This is a genomic window from Alteromonas sp. MMG017 (genome assembly GCF_018100795.1).
GTDB lineage: Bacteria > Pseudomonadota > Gammaproteobacteria > Enterobacterales > Alteromonadaceae > Alteromonas.
In genome coordinates, this window is record NZ_JAGJDY010000002.1 from 380,172 (window position 1) to 402,219 (window position 22,048).

At 43.1% G+C, this 22,048-nt stretch carries 17 protein-coding genes; 5 read left to right on the forward strand and 12 right to left on the reverse strand.

Annotation, left to right across the window (positions count from 1 at the left end; translation table 11 throughout):
• Positions 1–282: 282 nt before the first annotated feature.
• From J8L84_RS04075 to J8L84_RS04085, 3 genes are all read right to left on the reverse strand, one after another.
• Positions 283–1,356 carry a fumarylacetoacetate hydrolase family protein gene (locus J8L84_RS04075; RefSeq protein ID WP_211069571.1) on the reverse strand — a complete coding sequence of 358 codons (1,074 nt, stop codon included), beginning with the start codon at positions 1,354–1,356 and terminating at the stop codon, positions 283–285.
• A gap of 42 nt (positions 1,357–1,398) precedes the next feature.
• Positions 1,399–2,337 carry a VOC family protein gene (locus J8L84_RS04080; RefSeq protein ID WP_211069572.1) on the reverse strand — a complete coding sequence of 313 codons (939 nt, stop codon included), beginning with the start codon at positions 2,335–2,337 and terminating at the stop codon, positions 1,399–1,401.
• A gap of 202 nt (positions 2,338–2,539) precedes the next feature.
• On the reverse strand, positions 2,540–3,589 hold the full coding sequence (locus tag J8L84_RS04085) for an amidohydrolase family protein (protein ID WP_211069573.1): 1,050 nt from the start codon (positions 3,587–3,589) through the stop codon (positions 2,540–2,542).
• A gap of 351 nt (positions 3,590–3,940) precedes the next feature.
• On the opposite strand from J8L84_RS04085, the gene J8L84_RS04090 reads away from it, so the two are divergent.
• Positions 3,941–4,843: a LysR family transcriptional regulator gene (locus J8L84_RS04090; RefSeq protein WP_211069574.1), complete on the forward strand. Its 903-nt coding sequence runs from the start codon at positions 3,941–3,943 to the stop codon at positions 4,841–4,843.
• 467 nt (positions 4,844–5,310) lie between these two features.
• Here the strand turns inward: J8L84_RS04090 and J8L84_RS04095 are convergent, their stop codons facing one another.
• The 8 genes from J8L84_RS04095 to J8L84_RS04130 all read right to left on the reverse strand — a co-directional run bounded on the left by J8L84_RS04095 (position 5,311) and on the right by J8L84_RS04130 (position 12,311).
• Positions 5,311–6,297 (reverse strand): aldo/keto reductase, encoded by a 987-nt coding sequence (locus J8L84_RS04095; protein ID WP_211069575.1) that lies wholly within the window; start codon positions 6,295–6,297, stop codon positions 5,311–5,313.
• A gap of 17 nt (positions 6,298–6,314) precedes the next feature.
• Positions 6,315–7,256, reverse strand: a complete 942-nt coding sequence (locus J8L84_RS04100) for a Gfo/Idh/MocA family oxidoreductase (RefSeq protein ID WP_211069576.1) — start codon at positions 7,254–7,256, stop codon at positions 6,315–6,317.
• 15 nt (positions 7,257–7,271) lie between these two features.
• On the reverse strand, positions 7,272–8,111 hold the full coding sequence (locus J8L84_RS04105) for a class III extradiol dioxygenase subunit beta (RefSeq protein ID WP_211069577.1): 840 nt from the start codon (positions 8,109–8,111) through the stop codon (positions 7,272–7,274).
• 2 nt (positions 8,112–8,113) lie between these two features.
• Positions 8,114–8,503 carry a protocatechuate 4,5-dioxygenase subunit alpha gene (gene ligA / locus J8L84_RS04110; RefSeq protein WP_211069578.1) on the reverse strand — a complete coding sequence of 130 codons (390 nt, stop codon included), beginning with the start codon at positions 8,501–8,503 and terminating at the stop codon, positions 8,114–8,116.
• 9 nt (positions 8,504–8,512) lie between these two features.
• The gene (locus J8L84_RS04115) at positions 8,513–9,406 is read right to left on the reverse strand and encodes an amidohydrolase family protein (RefSeq protein WP_348771804.1); all 894 of its coding nucleotides are present in this window, start codon (positions 9,404–9,406) and stop codon (positions 8,513–8,515) included.
• Positions 9,403–10,422 carry an amidohydrolase family protein gene (locus J8L84_RS04120; protein WP_211069579.1) on the reverse strand — a complete coding sequence of 340 codons (1,020 nt, stop codon included), beginning with the start codon at positions 10,420–10,422 and terminating at the stop codon, positions 9,403–9,405. Before J8L84_RS04120 ends, J8L84_RS04115 begins: the two co-directional genes overlap by 4 nt.
• Positions 10,423–10,530: 108 nt before the next feature.
• A complete protein-coding gene (locus J8L84_RS04125; RefSeq protein ID WP_211069580.1) occupies positions 10,531–11,622 on the reverse strand; it encodes a 4-oxalomesaconate tautomerase in 1,092 nt (363 codons plus the stop codon).
• 2 nt (positions 11,623–11,624) lie between these two features.
• Positions 11,625–12,311: a 4-carboxy-4-hydroxy-2-oxoadipate aldolase/oxaloacetate decarboxylase gene (locus tag J8L84_RS04130; protein ID WP_211069581.1), complete on the reverse strand. Its 687-nt coding sequence runs from the start codon at positions 12,309–12,311 to the stop codon at positions 11,625–11,627.
• A gap of 140 nt (positions 12,312–12,451) precedes the next feature.
• Between J8L84_RS04130 and J8L84_RS04135 the strand changes: the two genes are divergently transcribed.
• From J8L84_RS04135 to J8L84_RS04145, 3 genes are all read left to right on the forward strand, one after another.
• Positions 12,452–13,639 (forward strand): LysR family transcriptional regulator, encoded by a 1,188-nt coding sequence (locus J8L84_RS04135; protein WP_211069582.1) that lies wholly within the window; start codon positions 12,452–12,454, stop codon positions 13,637–13,639.
• Between the two features lie 850 nt (positions 13,640–14,489).
• Positions 14,490–15,344: a family 16 glycosylhydrolase gene (locus J8L84_RS04140; protein ID WP_211069583.1), complete on the forward strand. Its 855-nt coding sequence runs from the start codon at positions 14,490–14,492 to the stop codon at positions 15,342–15,344.
• A 121-nt stretch (positions 15,345–15,465) separates the two neighbouring features.
• Entirely contained in the window at positions 15,466–17,106 is a 1,641-nt protein-coding gene (locus tag J8L84_RS04145; RefSeq protein WP_211069584.1) for a glycoside hydrolase family 43 protein, read from the forward strand.
• Positions 17,107–17,571: 465 nt separating this feature from the next.
• Here J8L84_RS04145 and J8L84_RS04150 read toward each other — a convergent pair whose 3' ends face one another.
• Positions 17,572–20,778, reverse strand: coding sequence for an Ig-like domain-containing protein (locus tag J8L84_RS04150; RefSeq protein ID WP_211069585.1), 3,207 nt, complete (start codon positions 20,776–20,778; stop codon positions 17,572–17,574).
• Positions 20,779–21,209: 431 nt separating this feature from the next.
• On the opposite strand from J8L84_RS04150, the gene J8L84_RS04155 reads away from it, so the two are divergent.
• Positions 21,210–21,980, forward strand: coding sequence for a hypothetical protein (locus tag J8L84_RS04155; RefSeq protein WP_211069586.1), 771 nt, complete (start codon positions 21,210–21,212; stop codon positions 21,978–21,980).
• The last annotated feature ends 68 nt before the right edge of the window (positions 21,981–22,048 follow it).

A 22,048-nucleotide genomic window follows, 5' to 3' on the forward strand; every position in this document is an offset into this window, starting at 1 on the left:
AAATAAATTCGACATCTCGCCCCATTTCAAGTACCCCTCCGGTAATTTCATGACCTAAAACCAATCTAGAACAAGCATAATCTAACCGCTTGACCTTCAAAAGGTCACTAAAAGCCTAACAATGTAAATATAAAAGAAATGGTTAATCTATAACTGTGCTCAATATTTATCAAATTCCAAGTTCAACTGTTTTAAATAGCTAAACGGTGAGCGATCGCTTCTGAACCTACTATATCTCAAACACCATCGCTCACACTTATCAAATAGAGCGTTAGCGCTTAGTTACCATTCGGTTTTGAACGCACCATAAGTGACCGATTTACCTTCGGTTTCCTCTTTGACAATATTATTACGTTGACGGCCAAGGTAAGTAATTTCAGCTTCCATTACATCGCCTTCTTTAAGCCATGCTCCGCCAAAATTTGCAGCATTACCTGGAGGCGAGCCCATAATGAACAGATCACCAGGTAATAACCGAAGACGCTCGGATGCATGGGAAAGCACTTGACTTGGACCGAAGATCATATCTTCTGCAGGCCAATCTTGACGCTTCTCACCATTAACATTTAATCTAATTTGCATTTTGTTGCGATCGACAAATTCTTTTGGCACTGCAAAAGGACCAAATGGCTTGAAGTTAGGCTGGAATTTACTGACCCAATCAAAGTTAAATTTGATATCGGCACGTTTAAATTCATCAACCGTACCTATATCGTTAACCATTACGTATGCAGCGATCATATCTTCGGCATTTTCTGGTTTTACATAACGCTCACCTTTACCAAGGATAAATCCAAGCTCTAATTCCCAATCAGGTTGTTGACCGATTAAAGGCAAGGGAACGTCTTCATTCGCTCCACATAAAGAAGAATGTAAACCGGTAAAAAAGAAAGGGGTACCTTCGCGGCCACGACGGTCTACTTCAGCGTAGTTACGTTTAAAGAAAGCTTCATCGTCTTCACCCGGTAAACGCTTGTCCTGATTGAATTTGTTGAAAGTCATCATTTCTGCAACATGTTGACGGTAGTTAGACGCTGCGCAAATGAAGTTGGGATGGGCTAAGACAGGTAAAATGTTCAATTCTGTAAACGATTTTGCTGGACGATCTTGTTTCGCCGCTACTTCTTTCAACCAAACTAGGGCATTGTCCCAATCGTCAAAGATGGCATGGGTGTCTACATAACGGTCAGATACATCTAACACATCACCATTTGGCAAAACTAAACCTGGGAAAGCGGCTTCGCCTTCTACTTGGTAAGTACCAATACCAAAGGTTCCTTCGACTAAGCCCGTTACTGGGTTGATATTTTCTGGCTCTACTGCGGGCTTTACGTCGCCCATCATAAATTTACTCATTATTTATACCTCTATTCTGATATTTGTGTAGTGAAATGGCGATTATTCAAAATAGCGATCAGGTGGCTCAGAACTCCACACATCCATTTCCACTTCAGCAATATTATGCACCCGTGAACCATCACTAGCTTTTAAGCGATCGGTGTCAGAAAAAGTTTCAAAACGATTGCGATCTGGGTCGCGCCATACATCAAAAATATGACTACCATGGGGGTGACGGCCAACGCCCCAAACCAATTCGTATTCTTTAGATTCTAAATAACGATGGGTCATAAACTGGGCTTCAAAGTCTTGCGCTTCAAAACTAATATGGTGACAAGCCGCTTCACCGGTTTGACTTTGCATAAGGGCAATAACATGGTGATCCACCAGCTCTTCACCGCGGTCAAGACGACAAAAACCCACAATCTGTGCCTGGGGTTGTCCAGGAATGTGGTACACATCACTAGGGATCAAACCCAACACATCTTTATACCAAGGCAAACTTTGGCCAAAACTCGGAATAAATAAACCTACATGACCTAAGCGAAAAAGTTTTGCTGGAGCCATAGGTCGTTTTGGTTCAAAACGTTCTTCACGGGTATATTGTCCCGGTGCATTCATAACAAGCTGGTCATAAGCTGGCTCTGCAGCCACTCGCTCAATGCCATAAACCAGATCAATTTTGAAACCGTTAGGATCGGTTAATGTCACTCCGATACCGCCGCCTGGTGTGCTTAGTGCTTGAATGGGACTGGCACCGTGCTCGCTAATAGCGCTTTCAAGATCATCTTTACTGTCTACTTCAAACGCCAAGCCTACAAAACTCGCTTTATCGGCTTTTTCAGCGACATAAGCAAAAGCGTCTCCACCGCCGGTTCGCATAATCAAGTGTTGATCATTACATTCTACGGTAAGCAAACCGAAGTCCTGAGCAAACGCTTCGGTTTGCACTAAATCAGGTACCTTAAACTTCACATTGTGAAGGCTTTTAATACGCATGTAAGAGTACTCCTTTTTGAATTTGATATTCTGCTTGAGTCAGTAAAGGGGTGACAACACTCCCCTTTAATGTCTGCCCAATTCAGCATTGGCAATAATATAAAGCTCCAACCTATCAGCGTCCAATGACAAATTACTCACTTAGGTATTCGTAATACTTATAGGTCAAAAAACTATACGTTCGCGATATATTTAGGTGTAATCAAACTTTCGGTGCTAATCCCAATAGATCTGCTGCGTTCAAACCAAGTATCTTGGCTTTATCGTTTTCAGCTAGCTGATCATGAAATTCCACTGGGTTGGGTTCAGCCATATCAAATGGATAATCACTACCAAGACATAAACGATCAGAACCGTGGCTGCGCACTAGAGAATCTAGCTGCTCTTTGTCAAATACTAGGGTGTCGAACCATAGTTTGCGCAGATAACTTGAAGGCAAGTGCTTACAATGCTCACTGCAATCAGGACGGGCACGCCAACCGTGATCCATACGCCCCCAATACCCAGGAACATAACCACCACCATGTGCAACACAGATTTTTAATTCTGGATAACGATCTAACACTCCGCCAAAAATTAAATGGCCTACGGCAAGTGTGGACTCCAATGGATTACCAATTAGATTGTTAAAATAATACTCTTTCATGCGGTGTGCTTGGGTAAAACCCAGTGGATGTATAAACAATAAGATGCCAAGTTCTTCAGCTGCAGCAAAAAAAGGCTGCAACTCTTCATGATGTAAATCTTTGCCGTTTACATTGGTGCTTATCTCAATACCACGCAGATCCAATTCTTGGGCGCAGCGTCTCATTTCTGAGATCGCCATGGCAATGTTTTGCATTGGGACTGTACCCATACCCACAAATCTTTCTGGATTAGAAGCGACCGCTTCAGCAATACCATTATTCACTGCTTGTGAAGCAGCCAGACCAGTTTCATCGTCAGTATAATAAAAATACTGGCCGGGATTGGGCGATATCACTTGAACATCAACACCCAGTCTATCCATATCTGCAATACGTAAATCGATATTGTTTAGGGTTGCGCCTATGGTGCAAAATTGGGCCTTATTGACCTCGTTAGACTTGTCACTAGAAAATTCGTGGATACCTGGTGGTGGCCCAGGGTATTTAGATTGCACAATTTGATCTGCCGCTTTCACATTAAGGTGGCAATGAATATCCACCACTAAATGTTGCCCTTTTTTACTTACCGAAATTAAATTTTTACCTGTACAGCAATCAGCACTCATAAACGAAACCTAATAAAACAATATTTTTTAACGACAAATTTATGTGCAATATCCAACATACACACGACTCATATTTGTTGTACCTATTTCACTTTTCAGAAATAAAAACAAAGTGTGGTATTTAACTCAACTAGAGGACATTAAATTTGCCTAACAATGGTCAATACCCTCAGTCCACAAACAGCAAAATCTTGGTGCATCACCGTTTTTAACTAAGTACACAAACCGCCTAATGGGCGGACACTCTACTCTCCCTCTAAAACCTATCAGCGTCCAATCACAATTAACCTTGTAAGCTATAAGTGGGGCTGATAGATTTGTCACACATAACTTGATGAGTTAGATTTACCCATGCGATTTGACGGATTGGATTTAAACCTCCTAGTTGCTCTTGAAGCATTAATAGAAGAACGAAATGTATCAGCGGCAGCTCGACGTATACATTTAAGTCAACCTGCTGTCACCGGAGCCCTAAAACGCTTACGGGAATATTTCAACGATGAACTATTAGAACAAAGCGGGCGCCGCATGTTTCTTACTCCTAAGGCCGAAGCACTAGCTAGCCCTGTTCGCAGAGCACTGTTTCAGATAAGAGGTGAAATTACCCGGGCTGGCAGTTTTGATCCAACCACCACATCGCGACATTTTGTGATTTCAGCTTCTGATTACGCCTATACAATTTTACTCGCCAAGGTTATAGCCAAGGCCTCAACGCTCGCTCCCTTTGTCACCTTTGAAATCATGCCACCTAACGAACAAGTAAATGAACGTTTCGAACGTGCTGAAATAGATCTTTTAGTAACCGTCGATAAGTTCGCCTTACAGGGACACACATTTACTGAACTGTGGCGGGACGAAGAGGTCATTATTAGTTGTCAAAAAGCGGGCTTCGATAAAATTGATGAAGATACTTTTTTTGCTTGTGGACACGCCGTTGCTACCTTTGGACTTGAGCACAGGGCCTCTATTGCAGACAAACATGTAGATCAAAAAGGCAGGAAAAGACGGGTTGAGGTGCAGTTGCCGGAATTTGGCGCACTCTGCCAAGGAATAGTGGGAACCAAACGTTTGGCTACTATGCATCGTCGTTATGCCCTGCACTATGCTAAATTATACCCCATCAAACTTCACCAGACTTGGGAGCACTTTCCTGAAATCATTGAAGGTATGCAATGGCATAAAGTCAGAGATATGGACCCTGGCTTACTTTGGTTGCGAGGCCTACTAGAAGACGGCGGAAAAAATATCGACTAGCATCCTTCCTAGGCTAGATTCCAGTGTTGAAAGTACATCGAAGCCTCACTTTAAAATGTAAAGAAAGTAACTTTATTTACAGCCCCAATAGATGATGCACTTTTGCTATAAAAACGTGGTTAGTTGCCTCTGACGATTGGCAATGCTGAGAGATTAAAGGTTCGCACATGTTGCCCTACTGAATTGCTCATATAATCAATCAGCATTCTATTAATGCAGATAGTAATGAAAAGGACCGATTTAAACAGTTACTAGACTTGTTTACTTTGGTCATCAAAGCGTTTTCAACTGATCATGGGTTCAGAATAGCCAGTTAGGCATCGGCACGTTACAAGTTACAAGTTACAAGTTACAAGAGAGTATAAACACCTATTTAAGTTACAGCAGCAGTGATAAAAGAGGTAAAGCCGGCCAAGATAATTAGTATCCCACTAAGTGGGCGTACCAATTCCGCGGCTAGTGGTCCATCAAAACTCTTCAGTATCAATTTCCACTTGAGTTGCTGCGGGATAACGTGGTCCATTGATTTTTTTATAATCAAAGACGTTATCTAATAAGGCCAACTGCTTCTCGGATAAACAAATCTTACTAGCCGCCATGTTTTCGGAAAGATGAGATAGTTGGGTCGTTCCTGGGATTGGAATAACGTGGTTACCTTGATGTAATAACCAGGCCAAACTCAGCTGCGCCATAGAGCAATTCAACGTTAAACTCATGTCTGAAATGTGGCTTAATAACTCTTGGTTAAGTTTGGCTTGTTCCGGCTGAAAGCGCGGCATACCTTTACGGATATCACCTTGCACCAAAGCGTTTGAATCTTGCACTTGGCCACTTAAAAACCCTCGACCCAAGGGAGAAAATGCCACGAAGGCAACATCTAGCGCTTGGCAGGTATTTAGTACCGCAATCTCGGGGTTACGTGTCCACAAGGAATATTCGGTTTGTAAAGCAGCAATAGGATGCACTTGATGGGCTTTACGTAAAGTGACAGCAGAGACTTCAGATAAACCAATGGCCTTGATCTTACCTTCTGTCACCAGCAGTGCTAACTCCCCCACGCTGTCTTCAATAGGTACATTTTTGTCCCAGCGATGTAAATAATAAAGGTCAATCACATCGGCTTGCAGATTTCTTAAGGACTGTTCAATAGTCGCTCTTATTGTGGCAGGGCGACCATCAATCACGCGTTTGCCATCCACACCTGTCATGCCACACTTACTGGCCAAAAAGAATTTGTTCCTATGGGATTTTAATGCTTTCCCAAGTAGCTTTTCGTTGTTGCCAAATCCATAAAGGGCAGCAGTGTCAAAGTGATCCACGCCTAAATCAATTGCTTGATGTAAAAATTGAATTGCCTCTTTTTCAGAAGGAGGCGTACCATAGGCATGGCTCAAATTCATGCAGCCCAAGCCAATTGGTTTGAGTTTTTTGTCGGCAATACTGCGCAGTGACATGGTTAGATTCCTGTTTGTTAACTGTTAAGCTGCTGTTCTAAATCGTGCAACACCTTATAACAAGCCAATACTTGACCAACGCTTGAATTAGGCTCACGGCCTTCTTTAATTGCACTAAAAAACTCACGATCTTGCAATTCAATACCGTCCATAGATACATCCACTTTTGATACATCTATGACAGTGCCTTTACCATCCTCTAAATCATCGTAACGGGCAATGTAGGTACCGTTGTCACAGATATAGCGGAAAAAGGTGCCCAGCGGACCATCGTTATTAAATGATAATGACAAAGTACAAATCGCCCCATTTTCAGCTTGCAACTGAATCGACATATCCAGCGCTATGCCTAACTCAGGATGAATTGGCCCTTGTACTGCATTGGCTTTAACAATTTTGCTGCCAGCCTGATATGCAAATAAATCCACGGTATGAGCGGCATGGTGCCATAACAAATGATCTGTCCAAGAACGGGCTTCCCCTTTGGCATTGATATTTTTACGACGGAAAAAATAAGTTTGCACATCCATTTGTTGGATATTGAGTTCACCAGCGGTAATTTTTTGATTAACCCACTGATGGGAAGGATTAAAACGACGAGTATGACCTACCATGCACGTTAAGCCGGTTTCTTGTTGGGTTTTGACTACCGCTTGAGAGTCAGCCCAGCTATCAGCCAAGGGGATTTCAACTTGTACATGTTTGCCCGCTTGCATACAAAGAATAGATTGCTCAGCATGTTGCTGGGTAGGCGTACATAGAATGACTGCATCAGCTTCTACTTTCAATGCCTCTTCTAAGCTGGTAAAAGTTTGTGCAATACCGTATTCATCAGCGACTTTTTGAGTCTTGTCTGGTGTGCGGCCTACTAAGGCGACGACTTCAACACCGTCGATATTTTTTATACCGTTTAAATGTTTTATACCAAAGGCACCTGGGCCTACTACTATTACTTTCATGTTAACTCTCCAAATCTATTTGTTTTCTAACACCAGGTGGCCAACAGCCGTGTTTGAGGCGGGTACATGATAAAAGCGCTGTTTTACGTCAACATTGTCATTCAAAGCACCACGCATAATAAGCCACATGATTAACTCTATGCCTTCAGAACCCGCCAAATTGATGTAATCAAGATGGGGTTTTAAAGCTAGACTTTCAGGGTTATTCACAATGTCATCTAAAAATGCATTATCAAATTCTTTATTAATTAAACCAGCTCGGGGGCCTTGTAATTGGTGGCTCATCCCGCCCGTCCCCCAAATTTGTACATTTAGGTTTTCATCGAAACTTTCTACCGCTTTACGCAATGCTTTACCTAGGTTGTAGCAACGTTGACCTGATGGTGTAGGGTAAAGCACCACATTCACAGCAATGGGAATGACTTTACAAGGCCAGTTTTCTGGCTGTCCAAACATGAGTGACAATGGCACAGTTAATCCATGATCAACATCTAAGGTATTCACCACTGTTAAATCAAAATCATCTTGGATTACCGACTGCGCAATGTGGGAAGCAAATTCAGGGTGACCCTGAACATTAGGTACTGGACGCGGCCCCCAGCCTTCATCGGCAGGTTTAAATTCTTCGCCCGTTGCTATAGCGAAAGTCGGTACCAAATTAGAATCGAAGGCGGTAGCATGGTCGTTATAAACAAGTAAAACCACATCAGGTTTTTGTAGTTTTATCCATTCTTTAGCGTATTCATAACCATCAAAAAGAGGTTTCCAATAGTCATTTTGTGTCAAACCATTATCGATAGCGGCCCCAATAGCTGGTACATGAGATGTCGCCACACCTGCTTTAATTTTAGCCATTGTTAACTATCCTTCTGTAGTGTGTTGCTGCTATCGGGAACTCGTCCACCTGACAACATCATTTGCGCATATTCTTCTTGCGTCATACCAGTCATCGTTGATGCTGCAGCTTGAAAACTAATACCGTCACTTGAAAATATTTTTGCCAGAAAATAGATATTGCCTCCATGGCTCATCATTTGATTATAATCTCGCGCCATGACCGCTTCTTTTTGTGCTTCACTCATTGGCCATTCATCGAGATAGGCTTTTTCATTCTGCTTGAATTTTTCGCGATTAGGCGCTTTCATTAATGACATACAAAACTGGTTTAAATGAAACCCTAAACGTGCCATATCGGCATCAAATATGGTGGTACCCGGCACATTTTTATAAGGTTTATCAATAGCCATCTGTGTTCCTTATTTCGACCAATACAAACGCATTGGATTATCGATTAATAGCTTTTGCTGTAACTCAGCAGTGGGCGCAAAAAGTGGGATCATGTCCACTAATTTACCGTCATCTGGCATGTGACTTTTCATATTTGGATGAGGCCAGTCAGTCCCCCATAAAACACGGTCGGGGAAGTGTTCAACCACTTTACGAGCAAAAGGCACAACGTCTAGATAATTGTTGTCAGGACCTACAATAGAGATGCGTTCAGGACAACTGACCTTTGACCATACATTCTCATTTTCTTGCATAAATTTTAGGAATAATGCGAAGTCTTCACCATCTACAGGTTTACTCACATCTGGACGCCCCATATGATCAACGACTAAGGTGGTAGGCAAACTCGTAAAGAAGTCATATAGCTCAGGTAAATCTTGACTTTCAAAGTAGATCACTATGTGCCAATCTCGGCTAACAATTCGATCGGCAATTCGCTTTAAGGAATCAAAAGGCAATGCATCAACTAAACGTTTTACGAAATTAAAGCGTACACCTCGCACACCAGCTGCGTGCAATTTATCAAGCTCAGCTTCTGTAATATCTTCTTTTATAGTCGCTACGCCGCGGGCCAAACCATTTGAGGCTTCTAAGGCATCAACCAAAGCACTATTATCAGCCCCATGGCATGTCGCCTGTACTATTACATTGCGGCTAAACCCTAAGTATTGTCGTAGGTCCCAAAGTTGCTGCTTTGATGCATCACATGGGGTGTACTTACGCTCAGGAGCAAAACCAAATTCACTACCTGGACCAAATACATGACAATGAGCGTCAACTGCACCTGCGGGTACCTGAAAACTAGGTTTTGACGGTGATTGATGCCAGTGCAGCCAATTGGCATCCATTACAAATTCACTCACAATCCCATCCCCTTTAATTTTTTATCTAACCCCGGATACACTCGACGGGCATTACCTGAATATATTTGTGTACGTTGTGCTTCAGTCAGATTTAAACCGTCTACATAACGTTTGGTATCATCAAAATAGTGACCCGTTTCTGGATCTATGCCACGTACGGCACCTATCATTTCTGAACCAAACAATATATTTTTAAGGTCGATAACTTTAAACAGCAAATCGATACCCGGCTGATGATAAACACAGGTATCAAAATACACGTTATTCATTACATGTTCTCGCAAAGGTGGCTGTTTAAGCATATCCGCTAAGCCACGATAACGGCCCCAATGGTATGGTACAGCGCCACCACCATGAGGAATAATAAAACGTAATTCTGGGAAATCTTTGAATAAATTTCCTTCCAAGAACTGCATAAATGCTGTGGTATCGGCATTCATGTAATGAGCACCTGTAGCATGAAAATTAGCATTACATGAACCTGATACATGGATCATTGCTGGCACATCTAACTCAACCATTTTTTCGTAAAACGGATACCAACTAGGGTCTGTTAATGGTGCCGAATTCCAATGCCCACCAGATGGATCTGGGTTCAAATTACAACCGACGAAACCTTTTTCAGTCACGCAACGTTCTAATTCTTCGATTGAGTTTTTAATGGGTACACCTACCGATTGTGGCAATTGGCAAACACCAATAAAGCGTTCAGGGTACAAATCAACAACTCGTGCAATTAAATCATTACAAGCACTGGTCCATTGCTTAGATACAGCTTCGTCACCAATATGATGAGCCATAGCAGACGCTCTCGGCGAAAAGATTGTCATGTCTAAACCGCGTTCATCAAGCAGTTTAATTTGATTCTTTTCTATGCTCTCACGGATTTGGTCATCGCTAATAAACGGTACTTCAGGTAATGCTTTACCTGCTTTAAACGCCTTAATTTGAGCTTCACGAAAAAGCTGTAACGGCTCTGGCGCTGTTGTGTAATGGCCGTGGCAATCAATGATCATATTATATTCCTTTTGATTCGGGGACTGGTTTGTTTCTCCGAAATAACATTAATAATTAGCAGCCAGGGCTTGCTAATTTGCGATGGCTAACTAATTCGCCATGGCTTGCTAATTCACCATGGCTTCGCCACGCATCAACAACCGGGCGGTACGTAATAAAGCGGCGCGATGAATTGTAAAGTGATTGATGTTGGCACTGCCGCTCACTTCCATTTCTACATTAAATTGACCAGTAGGATGTTCGACTACTATTTCTACGCTGCCATCGGCAAAGTTTTGTTGTAATAAATCGTGGACAACAGTGCCCTTCAGCACACAGGCAGTAGCGACACTGACCGATCCTAAGACACCTATAGCATCATGTACCCTGTGGGGAATAAAGCTTCGAGTATTCAGTAAACCACCATGTAAAGGTTTAGAAATTAGAGTCATTTTGGGAACGGTTTTTTTACTGACATCACCTAAATTCATTAACTTCCCCGCTTGTAAACGGATAGCTTCAATTTTTTCTTTGAGGCTTTGATCGGACTCTAATTCAGCGGGCGATTCATGCCCTAACAAACCAAAATCGCCGGCCTTGAGCAATACCACTGGCATGCCATTATCGATACAAGTCACAGCAATATCATTTATCAGGTCTTGGCTATTACCACTCGGGAACAAGCTGCCACAACTAGAACCTGCAATATCCAAAAAGTCGATTAATATTGGTGCACTAGCACCGGGAACGCCGTCTATTTTAGCTTCGCCGGTATAGGTCACTTTACCTTGTGGGGTTTGTACTCGTGTCACTGCATTAGAACCGGTATTGAGCATATGAATACGCACATCGGTATAGTTGTCTTTAGCTGCCACTAAACCTTGCTCTATGGCAAAAGGACCGACTCCGGCAAGAATATTCCCGCAATTTTGCGCGTCACTGACCTGAGCTTTATCCACCATCACTTGAAGAAACAAATAATCCACATCTGCATCGGCGCGAGTTGATTTACTCACAATAGCCACTTTGCTGGTAAGAGGATGACCGCCTCCCAAACCATCAATTTGGCGATCATCTGGTGAGCCCATTAGACTCAGTAATAGTGGGTCACGTAAAGCAGGCTCAGCAGGCAAGTCTGAGGCAAGAAAATACAAGCCCTTAGACGTGCCACCACGCATGATGTAACAGGGGACAACTTGTCGGTCATGGTTTACATGCATCACTATTGCTCATCGAACTTAACGTATACCAAACCTTTGGCAGCAAGACGTTCACGCATGTTATAGATATCTAGGCCTAACTCCCCCTTTTCAAATCGCAGTCGTTTCGACTCTTCATTGGCAATGCGTTGCTCTACTTTCGACATGACACTCTCTGCTTCTTCCCGTTGCACCACAACCACGCCATCTTCATCGGCAACAATCATGTCGCCAGGACGGATATAAGCCCCAGCGCAAGTCATAGGTACGTTGACATTGGCAATGGTTTCTTTAACACAACCTTGGGAGAAAATAGCTTTTGACCAGACAGGGAAATTCATCTCTGTAAGGGTGGCAGTGTCACGCACTCCTCCTTCTATGATCAAACCGAGTACCCCACGCGCTTTAAGGGAGGTCGCTAATAAATCGCCAAAAAAACCATCAACACTAGGGCTGGTTGGTTTAACTACTAGTACATCACCTGGTTGACATTGTTCAACCGCAACATGGATCATCCAGTTATCACCAGGTGCGACTTCGCAGGTGATTGCTGGGCCGGCAATTTTAGCTGGTTTATAAATAGGTCGCATATATTCAGACAAGAGGCCTTTTCGCCCTTGCGCCTCGTGCACTGTAGCGACTTCAGCACCTTGATACTTAGCCACCACTGTGTTGTCTGGACGAGGAATATCAGTTACACAAATTGCCATAAATTCACCTAGAAAAGTCATTTAACGATAATGAGTATGGCCCAAGCCTACGCACAAATAACTTTAGAAAGCTGTCTTAGGCCATTAATTTTTTCTATAATGAAATGATTACTCTGTTAAAAGTTGTTAAGTATCTTTATATGCACATCAATACACGGCATTTACTTTGCGCCCTAAAGATAAAGGAATTTGGCACTTTGAGTGAGGCTGCCAGTCAAATCCATTTGACTCAATCTGCTCTCACCCAAGGTATTAATAAGTTAGAATCTGGGCTTGGTCATACACTTTTTAATCGCTCCCATGCAGGTATGCAACCTACTGAAGTCGGTGAGCTATTTTTGTTGCGTATAGAGCGTGCCTTTGAACACTTACACGAATTTGTCAGCATTTTATTTGCCAACGACAAAGCGAAACGCCAAACTTTTATACGCGCAATCACTAGTCGGCAACTGACAGCATTGCTCCACGTTGTAGAATTACAAAGTTATACCGCCGCCGCTCAATACTTAGGTTTGTCGCAACCTACTTTGCACCGCACCATCAAAGACCTTGAACAGTTTTGTGAACAAGCTTTATTGCAACGCTCTCCAACTGGCGTAGAACCCACTTGGCGCGCCAAACAACTGCGGCGTTACGCCAGTTTGTTTTTTGCAGAATTACAGCAAGGCATCGACGAAATGCATGAGTTTAATGGTCAAGTAAACGGTTCATTGCGCATAGGTAGTTTGCCTTTGGCTAGATCAGAGATTGTTCCCTTAGCGGTTTTACAGCTTAATGATGAGTTCCCCGAAGCGAGTATATCTATTGTAGATGGCCCCTACGGCGAGCAATTTAATAGCTTGTTACATGGGCAACTAGATTTAATAGTGGGTGCCCTACGCTCCCCCAGTCCAGATACCATGCAGCGCCAGTTGTTTAAGGATCAACTCAGTATAGTAGTGAAAGCTAATCATCCGCTGGTAACGCGCCAATCCATCACAGCAACCGAATTACAACAGTTCGATTGGGTAGCGCCAGCTAAAAGCACACCAGCACGTCATGTATTCAGCCAGATTTTTGTGAGCAGAGGCTTAGCGCCGCCATCCCATGTGATTGAATGTAGCTCTTTAGTAGCGGTGCGTGGCATTTTGCTTAACAGCGAACGCGCAGCTTTGTTACCCGCCCGACAAGTAGAAGTGGAAGTCCGCGCTGGCTTGCTTGTCGTTTGCCCTATGACTTTACCTGATACAGATAGAGAGATAGGCTTAACTATGCGTAAAAATTGGCATCCAACGAAAATGCAAAGTAGATTTTTAGAGATTATTCAAATGATTGTAAAAAACTCTTAAAGTGTCCTGGTGGTTCTCGAAGTCATTACATTTAACCGTTGGTGATGTTTAAAGTTGCTCAATTAATGCTTTCTATGGTTTTCACATGGAGTTCTTAAGGTAAAGGTGTGAGCTCGCCAATTTGGGGGACCCACGAAACTGTAGGTGCCTTTTTACAGGTTATCTGCGCTTACTTTTGATTATTTGGTTCAACTTTATCCATGTTTATATCCTTGTCTTTTATCAAATTACACTTGATGTAAAGAGCAAGCCATCTCGCGGTGTCATAGTCGGTAGTACCCAACGAAGCAACGAAATACTTGTCTTTGAGACAAACATGACATGTTTGATCAAAATTTCCGTATCGGATCCAAAAAAAAATAGTTAGACGAGTTTTTGAATTTATATAGGCAAGTTGGTGGGCGGTTTTGCATGCTTCTCTGCCTTTTTGTGACAGAATAAAGTCGAACGGGATTCATCGGCCTATTACTGCTGACGGACGACATAAATTTGAAATGCTCGACATCCTACAGGAGATTGACTAGCCGGCTGAAAGTGAACTGAACCAATCATAATATTCCCTCCTTTAAGTATTAACTCTTTAGCACTAACCCACGATATAACATTTGCATCATTACAAAAAAATCCTAGTCATTGCAGAAATTTCAAATAAAAACTGCTACGTACTAAAGGAAAACACTTAACTTTACTCTGCAAATAGATATGCACCAAATTTACAAATAAAACAAATGATTCATATTTAATTTACAAACATTCCAACACATGCTTTAATCAAGCCCACCCAAAGGGGTAGTTTTTTGGGCTGCAAAACTCTAAAAATTCAGTTTGAACGTTAAAAATAAGGTATCGAATGAAAATTAATTTTAGAAAAATAGCGAAATCTATTCCGGCTTTAATTGCTTTATCCGCTAGCATGGCCTCCCATGCTGCAACACCTGATGTTGACGGAGAAGGCAATTGGTTAATCAATAACGCAGGCTATACGTTTGATGCGAGCGTAAGCGATGAATTTAATCAAGCCGGACAATGGCAAACCCCTGATACAACAAAGTGGAATCGGTATCACCCTACCGGTTGGCTTGGCAATAACAGTTTTACCTATAGCAACTCACTTGCATATACGCATCAAGGAAATCTTGTGCTGGAAGCGAGGCAAGGTGATTTCTTTGGCGATAAGCACACCACGGGTATTGTCTCTAGTAAACAAGCCTTCAAATACGGTTATTTTGAGGTGAGAGCCAAAGCTGCTAATAATAATATTGCGAGTAGCTTTTGGTTTTTTAACCGCAATAACGCCAATGGCGAGCAGTATGAAATAGATGTGTATGAACATTTCCCCTATGAAGGCTGGAATGATCAAACCAAAAGTAAAAGTAATATTCATCACTTTGTATGGACTCAGCAAACAGGCAATGTAGACCAAATTCCAAACTACAACTATGCAGCCCAACTTGAAAACGGCGGTGTAAACACGGATTGGCATACCTATGGTGTAATGCGAACGCCCGCTGGCATTTACTTTTACGTAGACGGTAAAAAAGTACGAACTATTTGGAAGAGTGCCGTCAATGCGGCGGATTATCCTGGAGACGTAGATATGCCGGTTATTCTAGATATTTTAGTGTACGACTGGCAATCAGGGGATAATGAGCCGAGACAAGAACGCTCCTATTACCATGTTGATTATTTTAGAGCGTGGCGATAAACGCAAACATTGAATATGTAGTCGATACTCAATCGACTACCCTCTGCTCGCCTCTATATTTGCCAATTTAACCTAGCAGTAAACATAACACTAGAACCGAACGCCTTATTGAGATGCTGACATGAACAACCTACTAAAACGTTTTTCGCTGCTTGTTTGTATTCTGTCTTTCAGCCCGTTGACCTATTCAGCTACCGATAATTTCAAGAATCCGATCCTCTCTGGGTTTTACCCAGACCCTTCAATAACTCGCTCTGGTGATACCTATTACATGACGAACTCAACGTTTGAATGGTTCCCAGCCCTGCCCATTCATAAAAGCAAAGATCTCGTTAACTGGGAGCTCGTTGGCTATGGCATCAATGACACTGCGCATTTGAACCTACAAGAAGGACTGAATGACTCATTGGGTATTTTTGCGCCTACCATTAGGTATCACGGCAACACATTTTATATTATTACGACCTGTGTAGGTTGCGGTGGCAACTTTATTATCACAGCCAAGGATCCCGCTGGTCCTTGGAGTAAGCCCACGTGGCTTAAAGGAGCGATAGGCATCGATCCATCATTGTATTGGGAGGACGGTAAGAGCTATTACCTTGGCGCGGGCTTATTAGAAGCGGAGGACAAAAAACAGTGGCCGGGGAAAAACGGTATTTGGATGCAAGAGATTGACATCGAATCAGCCAGCCTGCTGGGCCAACCAAAACAATTAACGTTTGGCCACGCTGCGAATGCCCGCTGGGCTGAGGGGCCGAGGTTATTTAAGATTGATGGCGAATACATGTTGTTAATTGGTGAAGGAGGAACAAACGAGTTTCACGCTGTTACGGTTTTCAACAGCCCGTCTCTTTGGGGTCCATATGTGCCCAATCATGCCAATCCCGTGCTAACCCATCGTCATTTGCAAAATACTTATCCTATTGCTCAAACCGGCCATGCTGATTTAGTGCAAACCCAAGATGAACAATGGTGGTCTGTGGTACTTGCCAAACGCCCACAAGAAGGTATTACCTTACTCTCCCGAGAGACATTTCTAGCCAAAGTGGTTATGAGTAGAAATGAAAGTGGTGTCACTCCTATCTTTAACCCAGGGGTAGGATTGCTGCAATCAGAGCAGCCGAGACCTAATTTACCGTGGACACCTGTTCAGCAAGAGGCGGCGCGGGACGAGTTTAATGCTAATGAATTGTCGCTACAGTGGAACTTTTTACGTACCCCTAGCAAGCAATTGTACGCGCTAGAGGCTGGTGCTCTTCACTTAGCGTTGGCACCTCAGCGCATTGAAGATTTAGCTAATCCCGCGTTCGTTGCTAAGCGCATTAAGCACCATAGTTTTCACGCCTCAACTGCGCTTAATTTCTCCTCGACCAAACAAAATGAAAAAGCAGGGTTAGTGCTATACCGAAGGTCGACCAATCACTATCAGCTGCTTAAACAAGCAAATGAACTCGTGTTACAAAAAACGAATAAACGAGCAGAAAACGGAAAGTTAATAGCGTCAGAAATCGCTCGCGTACCTTATACACATGACTCTATTATCATGCGCGTTGATGTAAATAATAATATGGCTCAATTTAGCTTTGGCCAGGATGAATCCCAGTTAGCACCTATCGGTGCGCCTCAAAGCGTAAGTATCTTGTCTGATGAAGTGACTCAAAGATTTAATGGTAACTATGTTGGCATGTACGCCACCAGTTCAGGGCTCGTCAGCAACGCTCGAGCACAATTTAATTGGTTCGAGTATTCACATAAGAACTAACAAACCTAGTGTCAGTGCAGTGCATAAGCTTTTATTACAATAACCGCCCTGACACTCGTAACACTCAAGAAGCAACGTCGGTTTAGGCGTCTGTGTCCTCTTAACATTTTGCTTTGTTCTTTCTTGGCGCCTTTACAACTCTGTCTAAAGCCCCCCCTTTTCGCTATCGTGCCTTAGTCCCCTTACCCAATGCTCTAAGCTGAGCTATCAATGCTACTGCATAACGCTATTCGAGTTCATTTAGCTAACCTTTTGCCTGCGCAATGTCTTTTGTGACACACATGCTTTTTACTGATGCACTGACCATCGCTTAAAAATGAGAAAATCGCATGTAGGGATAACGCTGAAAACGCCTCGTGTGGAATAATGGTTAAGCTAATTGATTCGCGGTAGTAAAAAAGTGCGATACAGCTAGCCACTCACTAACACCCTTACCTCAATAGTAAGGTAAGGGTTGACCTATCGTTAAGGCGCTGTGGGTACTTCCTCCAATACAAAATCGTCTGCATACCAAGTATGCCCAGAGCTCATCAAATTGACTTCAAACGAGGTTTGCGTATCTGGCCAATCTAGCCCATCAAATTCAATTTCTACCCGTTGCCACTCACCCGTTAGGGTGCCACCGAACCACTTCTGCCCGGAGCTTTTCCAGCCACCGTTTTGGTTAATAAACTGACTCATGCCACCTGACCATCCGCCTGACGTCAGGCGTTTTAGCTGAAAGCTCAGTCTAAACTTCTTGTTTGCCTTCATTAGCGCTGTTGGTAAGACGTTTTCGCCAAGTGAAATACCCACTTTTCCGTTTGCAGTGTCGAACTTGATGCCATAGCTGCCGTTGTAAGCGGCTTCTTGGCTGACGACTACGTCACCAGTTGAACCGAACACGTGTTGCCAATCTCCCAATGTACCTTTTTCAAAGTCACCGTTTGCCCCCAGCAAATTGTCGACTGGAACAGGAGCGGCATCTGGTGAGGCTATTTCAACCCCAGTGATAGTGTGACCATCGACACTGGTTCTCCAGTCCCCGTCTATTTCACGCAGGGCTGCTATTATTTTATAGCCCGTTCCAGAGGCAAGCGTTTCTTCAAAGCTAAGAGTGATCTGAGTTGTGCCCTCTCCTGCTGGCACGGTAACGCGACTTAAACCTAGCCAGTTACCTTGGGGGCCTATCAATTCAAATGCAACGTCGCGATCGATACTCGTCGAGTAATCAATATCAAGGGTAATGCTATTTGTCGGCTCCATTGATGACACATCGTTAGTAATAGCGATGGTGTTTCTGACCGTCAACTCGTCTTTGACCTCAACACTTGTGGAAGCACTAAACTCGCCATCCTCACTCATTGCGCTAATGTCAACGAAACCTGGGGCAATCGGCGTGACTAAGCCATCCTCAACTGTAGCGATAGATTCATCACTAGACTGCCAAAGCAGGTATTTATTGGTGGCCGTTTGCGGCATGACATTGGCAAACAACCGATAAGGGCGGTCTTTCTTGATGGAGACATAGGGCTTTTGCATTTCAAGGCCTGTCACCGCAACAGTTTGCAATGGCTCTTGGGTATCAACCTCTAAAATCAACGAACTAACATGCCCTTGAGTGTCAGGAAATATTAAGTCAACATTGGTATTCGCCTTCAAAAATTTAGCTGGCACGGGGATTTCAATTACACCGAAGAAGTCTTCACGTGAGGTTTGATCATAACCGCGCCAATCATTAGGCACCTCAACTCTGTGTCCGTTAATTAACACCACTGGCTGTTTAGATTTATCGTGCTTGCGACCCACACCCATTTTAAGTATGGCCGTGCGCTCTGAGGCATTATACCCATGCATAGCATAATGATATTGCAGGGCTTTAGCTGTCGTCGCAGAGCGCTCCGCTCTTTGTACTAGGCGCGCAAAGTCGGCACTTTCACGCCATGTATCGGAGTGTTTTCGTATTATGTTCGTCAGTTGTCGATCGAAACTACGCATGGTCGATGTTAAACGATTAATTTCGTTTGTTTCAATGGCGTCTACTACTGCTTGGTCAAATTCCACCCCCTGATATACATCCGCAAACCCCATGGAGCTTTGCCCTACATCAATATCGTTGAAGGTAAATGCCAACTCAGTGTTTTCAACAATGGGCTGTAAATAAGTTTGCGCATAATAACTACTTTTTCGTACGATACCATCCGGTGAAATCGGCTGAGCGAACTCATATTCCAACACGACTGTTTCATGGCCTTGCATGGTAATGCTGGAAGGCGCTGAAGATAGGATTTCATCCGTATAGTTCGCCGCTTGGTCGTACGGCACATCTAAGCGTTTTGCACGCACTTTTGATACCGAGTTTCCTTGGTAGATAAAACGTAAATCAACGTCTTTACTGCTGTCTTCATAGTTATTCAATGCTAAATACAGCGTACTACCATAATTGAATGCCTGCACAGCCAGATCAGGATCTAACGAATCTACCACCACGCGATTGCCCTTCACATCAGACCATAACTTATAAAAGTAGGCTTTCTCTGTGGGCAAATATCCGTTGACCTTATTTGAGATAATTTTATCTGGATCGGGGCGCAGCACTGTCGCTGAATAGGGGTTAAAGTTGTTCGCATCATAAAACCACTTTGATATCCCTGTAATGAATGGCGTCGATGTCAGTATTCTGTCTTCTCGTTCCAATAACGAGAATAAAATATGGTTGTAAGAGCGCAATTCCTGCGCACTTTTTTCAGCACTGTATTCAAGTGGGTAACCATCAATGATCCCTCCGTACTCAGTCACTGCATGGTCTTTGACTTCTCCCCATTTAATATGACTGTATGCTTCAATCATATCAATGATGGCTTCTGCATTACTGCCAGAACGAAAATTGTCTTGCCCCTCTACATTGACACCATCATACAAGTGAAAAGAAAAACCATCCACGTGGTCGCCCGCAAGGTCCATAAACATTTTTTGACGCGACTGCCAATGGGAAAAATCTGACAGCTCGAAAGACGGCCACGCTGAAGAAAACCCGATAACGTTAGTATTTAAACCTCGCTGGTCAAATGTTTTACCTATCTCAGCAAACCAAGACGCCATGTGTCTTTGTACTGCTTCGTTAGCGACGGGATCCCATGGCCCATCAACGAAATCAGATGCATGGACAAAGGGCTCATTCATTGGTTCATAAAATAGTGGGCGCCTTTCATCTTCAAAATAATACTCAAAGTAGTCTGCAGCCCAGCGTGCGCCTTCCACTGGGTCGTTGCCAGGCGCTAACACGCTCCTAGGGTGCTCTGTCGCAACCATACGATTAGTACCGAATTCATAAAACGCCCCAGCCTTTGCATTAATAATCGATTGTTCACCGTCAAGCATCGCCTGTTCAGTATTGGGATAGTCAGCACTGCCATTAAGGGCCATTGGCCCCCAAAAGATCCGCCCATACTGAGCGTTGAGCTCATTTTTAATGTAAAGCATGTCTTGTTCAGCGGCGCCGGGTTCACCGGGACTTGAATGAATATTGAAGAACTTATTCCGATCGAGTGCAGTGGTATCACCTACGTATAATTGCTTACTTAAATCAACGCTCACGACTGCCGGATGTCCATATGATGTATGTACATACCCTGCACTAGCGAGTCCAAAAGCTATCGCAAGTGACGCCTTACTAGGCTTAAACCATTTCATTTAACACCTCAATTTTTATTTACATGTGATTTACAATAATTACAAATAAAAATTAATATGTAAAAATAAACTTTCCTAACGGGCATTACTAAAAATGTTTTTCACCCAACTATTTTTAGTTTATTTGGGATGCAATTAATGCTTGAGTTTGGTTTGTGACTTTAGTTCGTTAGTAATTAGCATCGGTATGTCAGTGACCTATCCATAGGCTACACAACTCAATATCATTCTTTAAAACCCTGAAACAGGTCACGTTAATACGGCAGTTACCTAGACAGCTCAGTACTATCGAAAGCAACGAAGGTCAGCGATATCAGCAATCAGCAACCACTTAGTAAATCACTATGATGTAAACACTATGTTAAATATCTTGATAACTAACTCTCGATCATTTATAACTAAATAAACTTCATATACAAAAAATAAATATCATGAATAAAAAATTAAAATTCTTGGGATTATTATCAATTTTACTATTACCTACGGTAACGCAGGCGAGTATCTTGCCCCTAGGCACAACTGCAGATGCCACGGTTGCATTTGACGATGTCAGTTCGTTTATATTGGATACCCAGCAGACAGACAGCTTTTCGATTGGTGCGCAAAGTAGCCAAGTCAATGATGGCGTAGTCACTGGAGACAACCCAGTGAGTGCGGTACTGAACGCCCCTATTTTTATCAACTCATCACTTGGCGCACAAAATACTGATGCAGACTTTGAATATGTACGCTACTTTTTCGATGTGAACCTGAGTAATAGCAGTGCAGACAGTACGGCTGAATTTGTATTTGACTACCGTATTTTTCAACAAGTCTCGGCGAGCGCTTCAGCCCCCTTTGTAGATGACGCCTTCGCAGATTCAACTATCACCTTGTTCGATGACAACAACCTAGCGTTTCTGTTCTCTTCTGTTTCTTCAGACATCAACATAGGCGCCCAAACGGTCGCCGACAGTGGTACGTTTTCATTTTTACTCGATCCTGGCGAATCCCTGTCTTTTGGCGGTCTCTACGAGTCAAACGTGTATAGCTTCGGTGAGGCGGCATTCTCTTCGCTGACGAACGCTGAATTGGTACTAACAACAGTGAATGAAACTACTATTAATGTATCAGAACCAACAGGCTTCGCTTTGACCTTTATATTTGCTTCTTTGGCTATGGGTTATCGCCGCCAAACTAAGCGTAACGACATGGCTAAATAAAGTGATGCCCATAACCATCTGTTAAATATCCCTATAACAGATGGTTCAGTAACATACTTTGCTAATAA

Coding starts and splice junctions, on each gene's coding strand:
- J8L84_RS04075 (WP_211069571.1), bottom strand. CDS start 1,356: ATGAGTAAATTTATGATGGGCGACGTAAAGCCCGCAGTAGAGCCAGAA.
- J8L84_RS04080 (WP_211069572.1), bottom strand. CDS start 2,337: ATGCGTATTAAAAGCCTTCACAATGTGAAGTTTAAGGTACCTGATTTA.
- J8L84_RS04085 (WP_211069573.1), bottom strand. CDS start 3,589: ATGAGTGCTGATTGCTGTACAGGTAAAAATTTAATTTCGGTAAGTAAA.
- J8L84_RS04090 (WP_211069574.1), top strand. CDS start 3,941: ATGCGATTTGACGGATTGGATTTAAACCTCCTAGTTGCTCTTGAAGCA.
- J8L84_RS04095 (WP_211069575.1), bottom strand. CDS start 6,297: ATGTCACTGCGCAGTATTGCCGACAAAAAACTCAAACCAATTGGCTTG.
- J8L84_RS04100 (WP_211069576.1), bottom strand. CDS start 7,256: ATGAAAGTAATAGTAGTAGGCCCAGGTGCCTTTGGTATAAAACATTTA.
- J8L84_RS04105 (WP_211069577.1), bottom strand. CDS start 8,111: ATGGCTAAAATTAAAGCAGGTGTGGCGACATCTCATGTACCAGCTATT.
- ligA (WP_211069578.1), bottom strand. CDS start 8,503: ATGGCTATTGATAAACCTTATAAAAATGTGCCGGGTACCACCATATTT.
- J8L84_RS04120 (WP_211069579.1), bottom strand. CDS start 10,422: ATGATCATTGATTGCCACGGCCATTACACAACAGCGCCAGAGCCGTTA.
- J8L84_RS04125 (WP_211069580.1), bottom strand. CDS start 11,622: ATGCATGTAAACCATGACCGACAAGTTGTCCCCTGTTACATCATGCGT.
- J8L84_RS04130 (WP_211069581.1), bottom strand. CDS start 12,311: ATGGCAATTTGTGTAACTGATATTCCTCGTCCAGACAACACAGTGGTG.
- J8L84_RS04135 (WP_211069582.1), top strand. CDS start 12,452: ATGCACATCAATACACGGCATTTACTTTGCGCCCTAAAGATAAAGGAA.
- J8L84_RS04140 (WP_211069583.1), top strand. CDS start 14,490: ATGAAAATTAATTTTAGAAAAATAGCGAAATCTATTCCGGCTTTAATT.
- J8L84_RS04145 (WP_211069584.1), top strand. CDS start 15,466: ATGAACAACCTACTAAAACGTTTTTCGCTGCTTGTTTGTATTCTGTCT.
- J8L84_RS04150 (WP_211069585.1), bottom strand. CDS start 20,778: ATGAAATGGTTTAAGCCTAGTAAGGCGTCACTTGCGATAGCTTTTGGA.
- J8L84_RS04155 (WP_211069586.1), top strand. CDS start 21,210: ATGAATAAAAAATTAAAATTCTTGGGATTATTATCAATTTTACTATTA.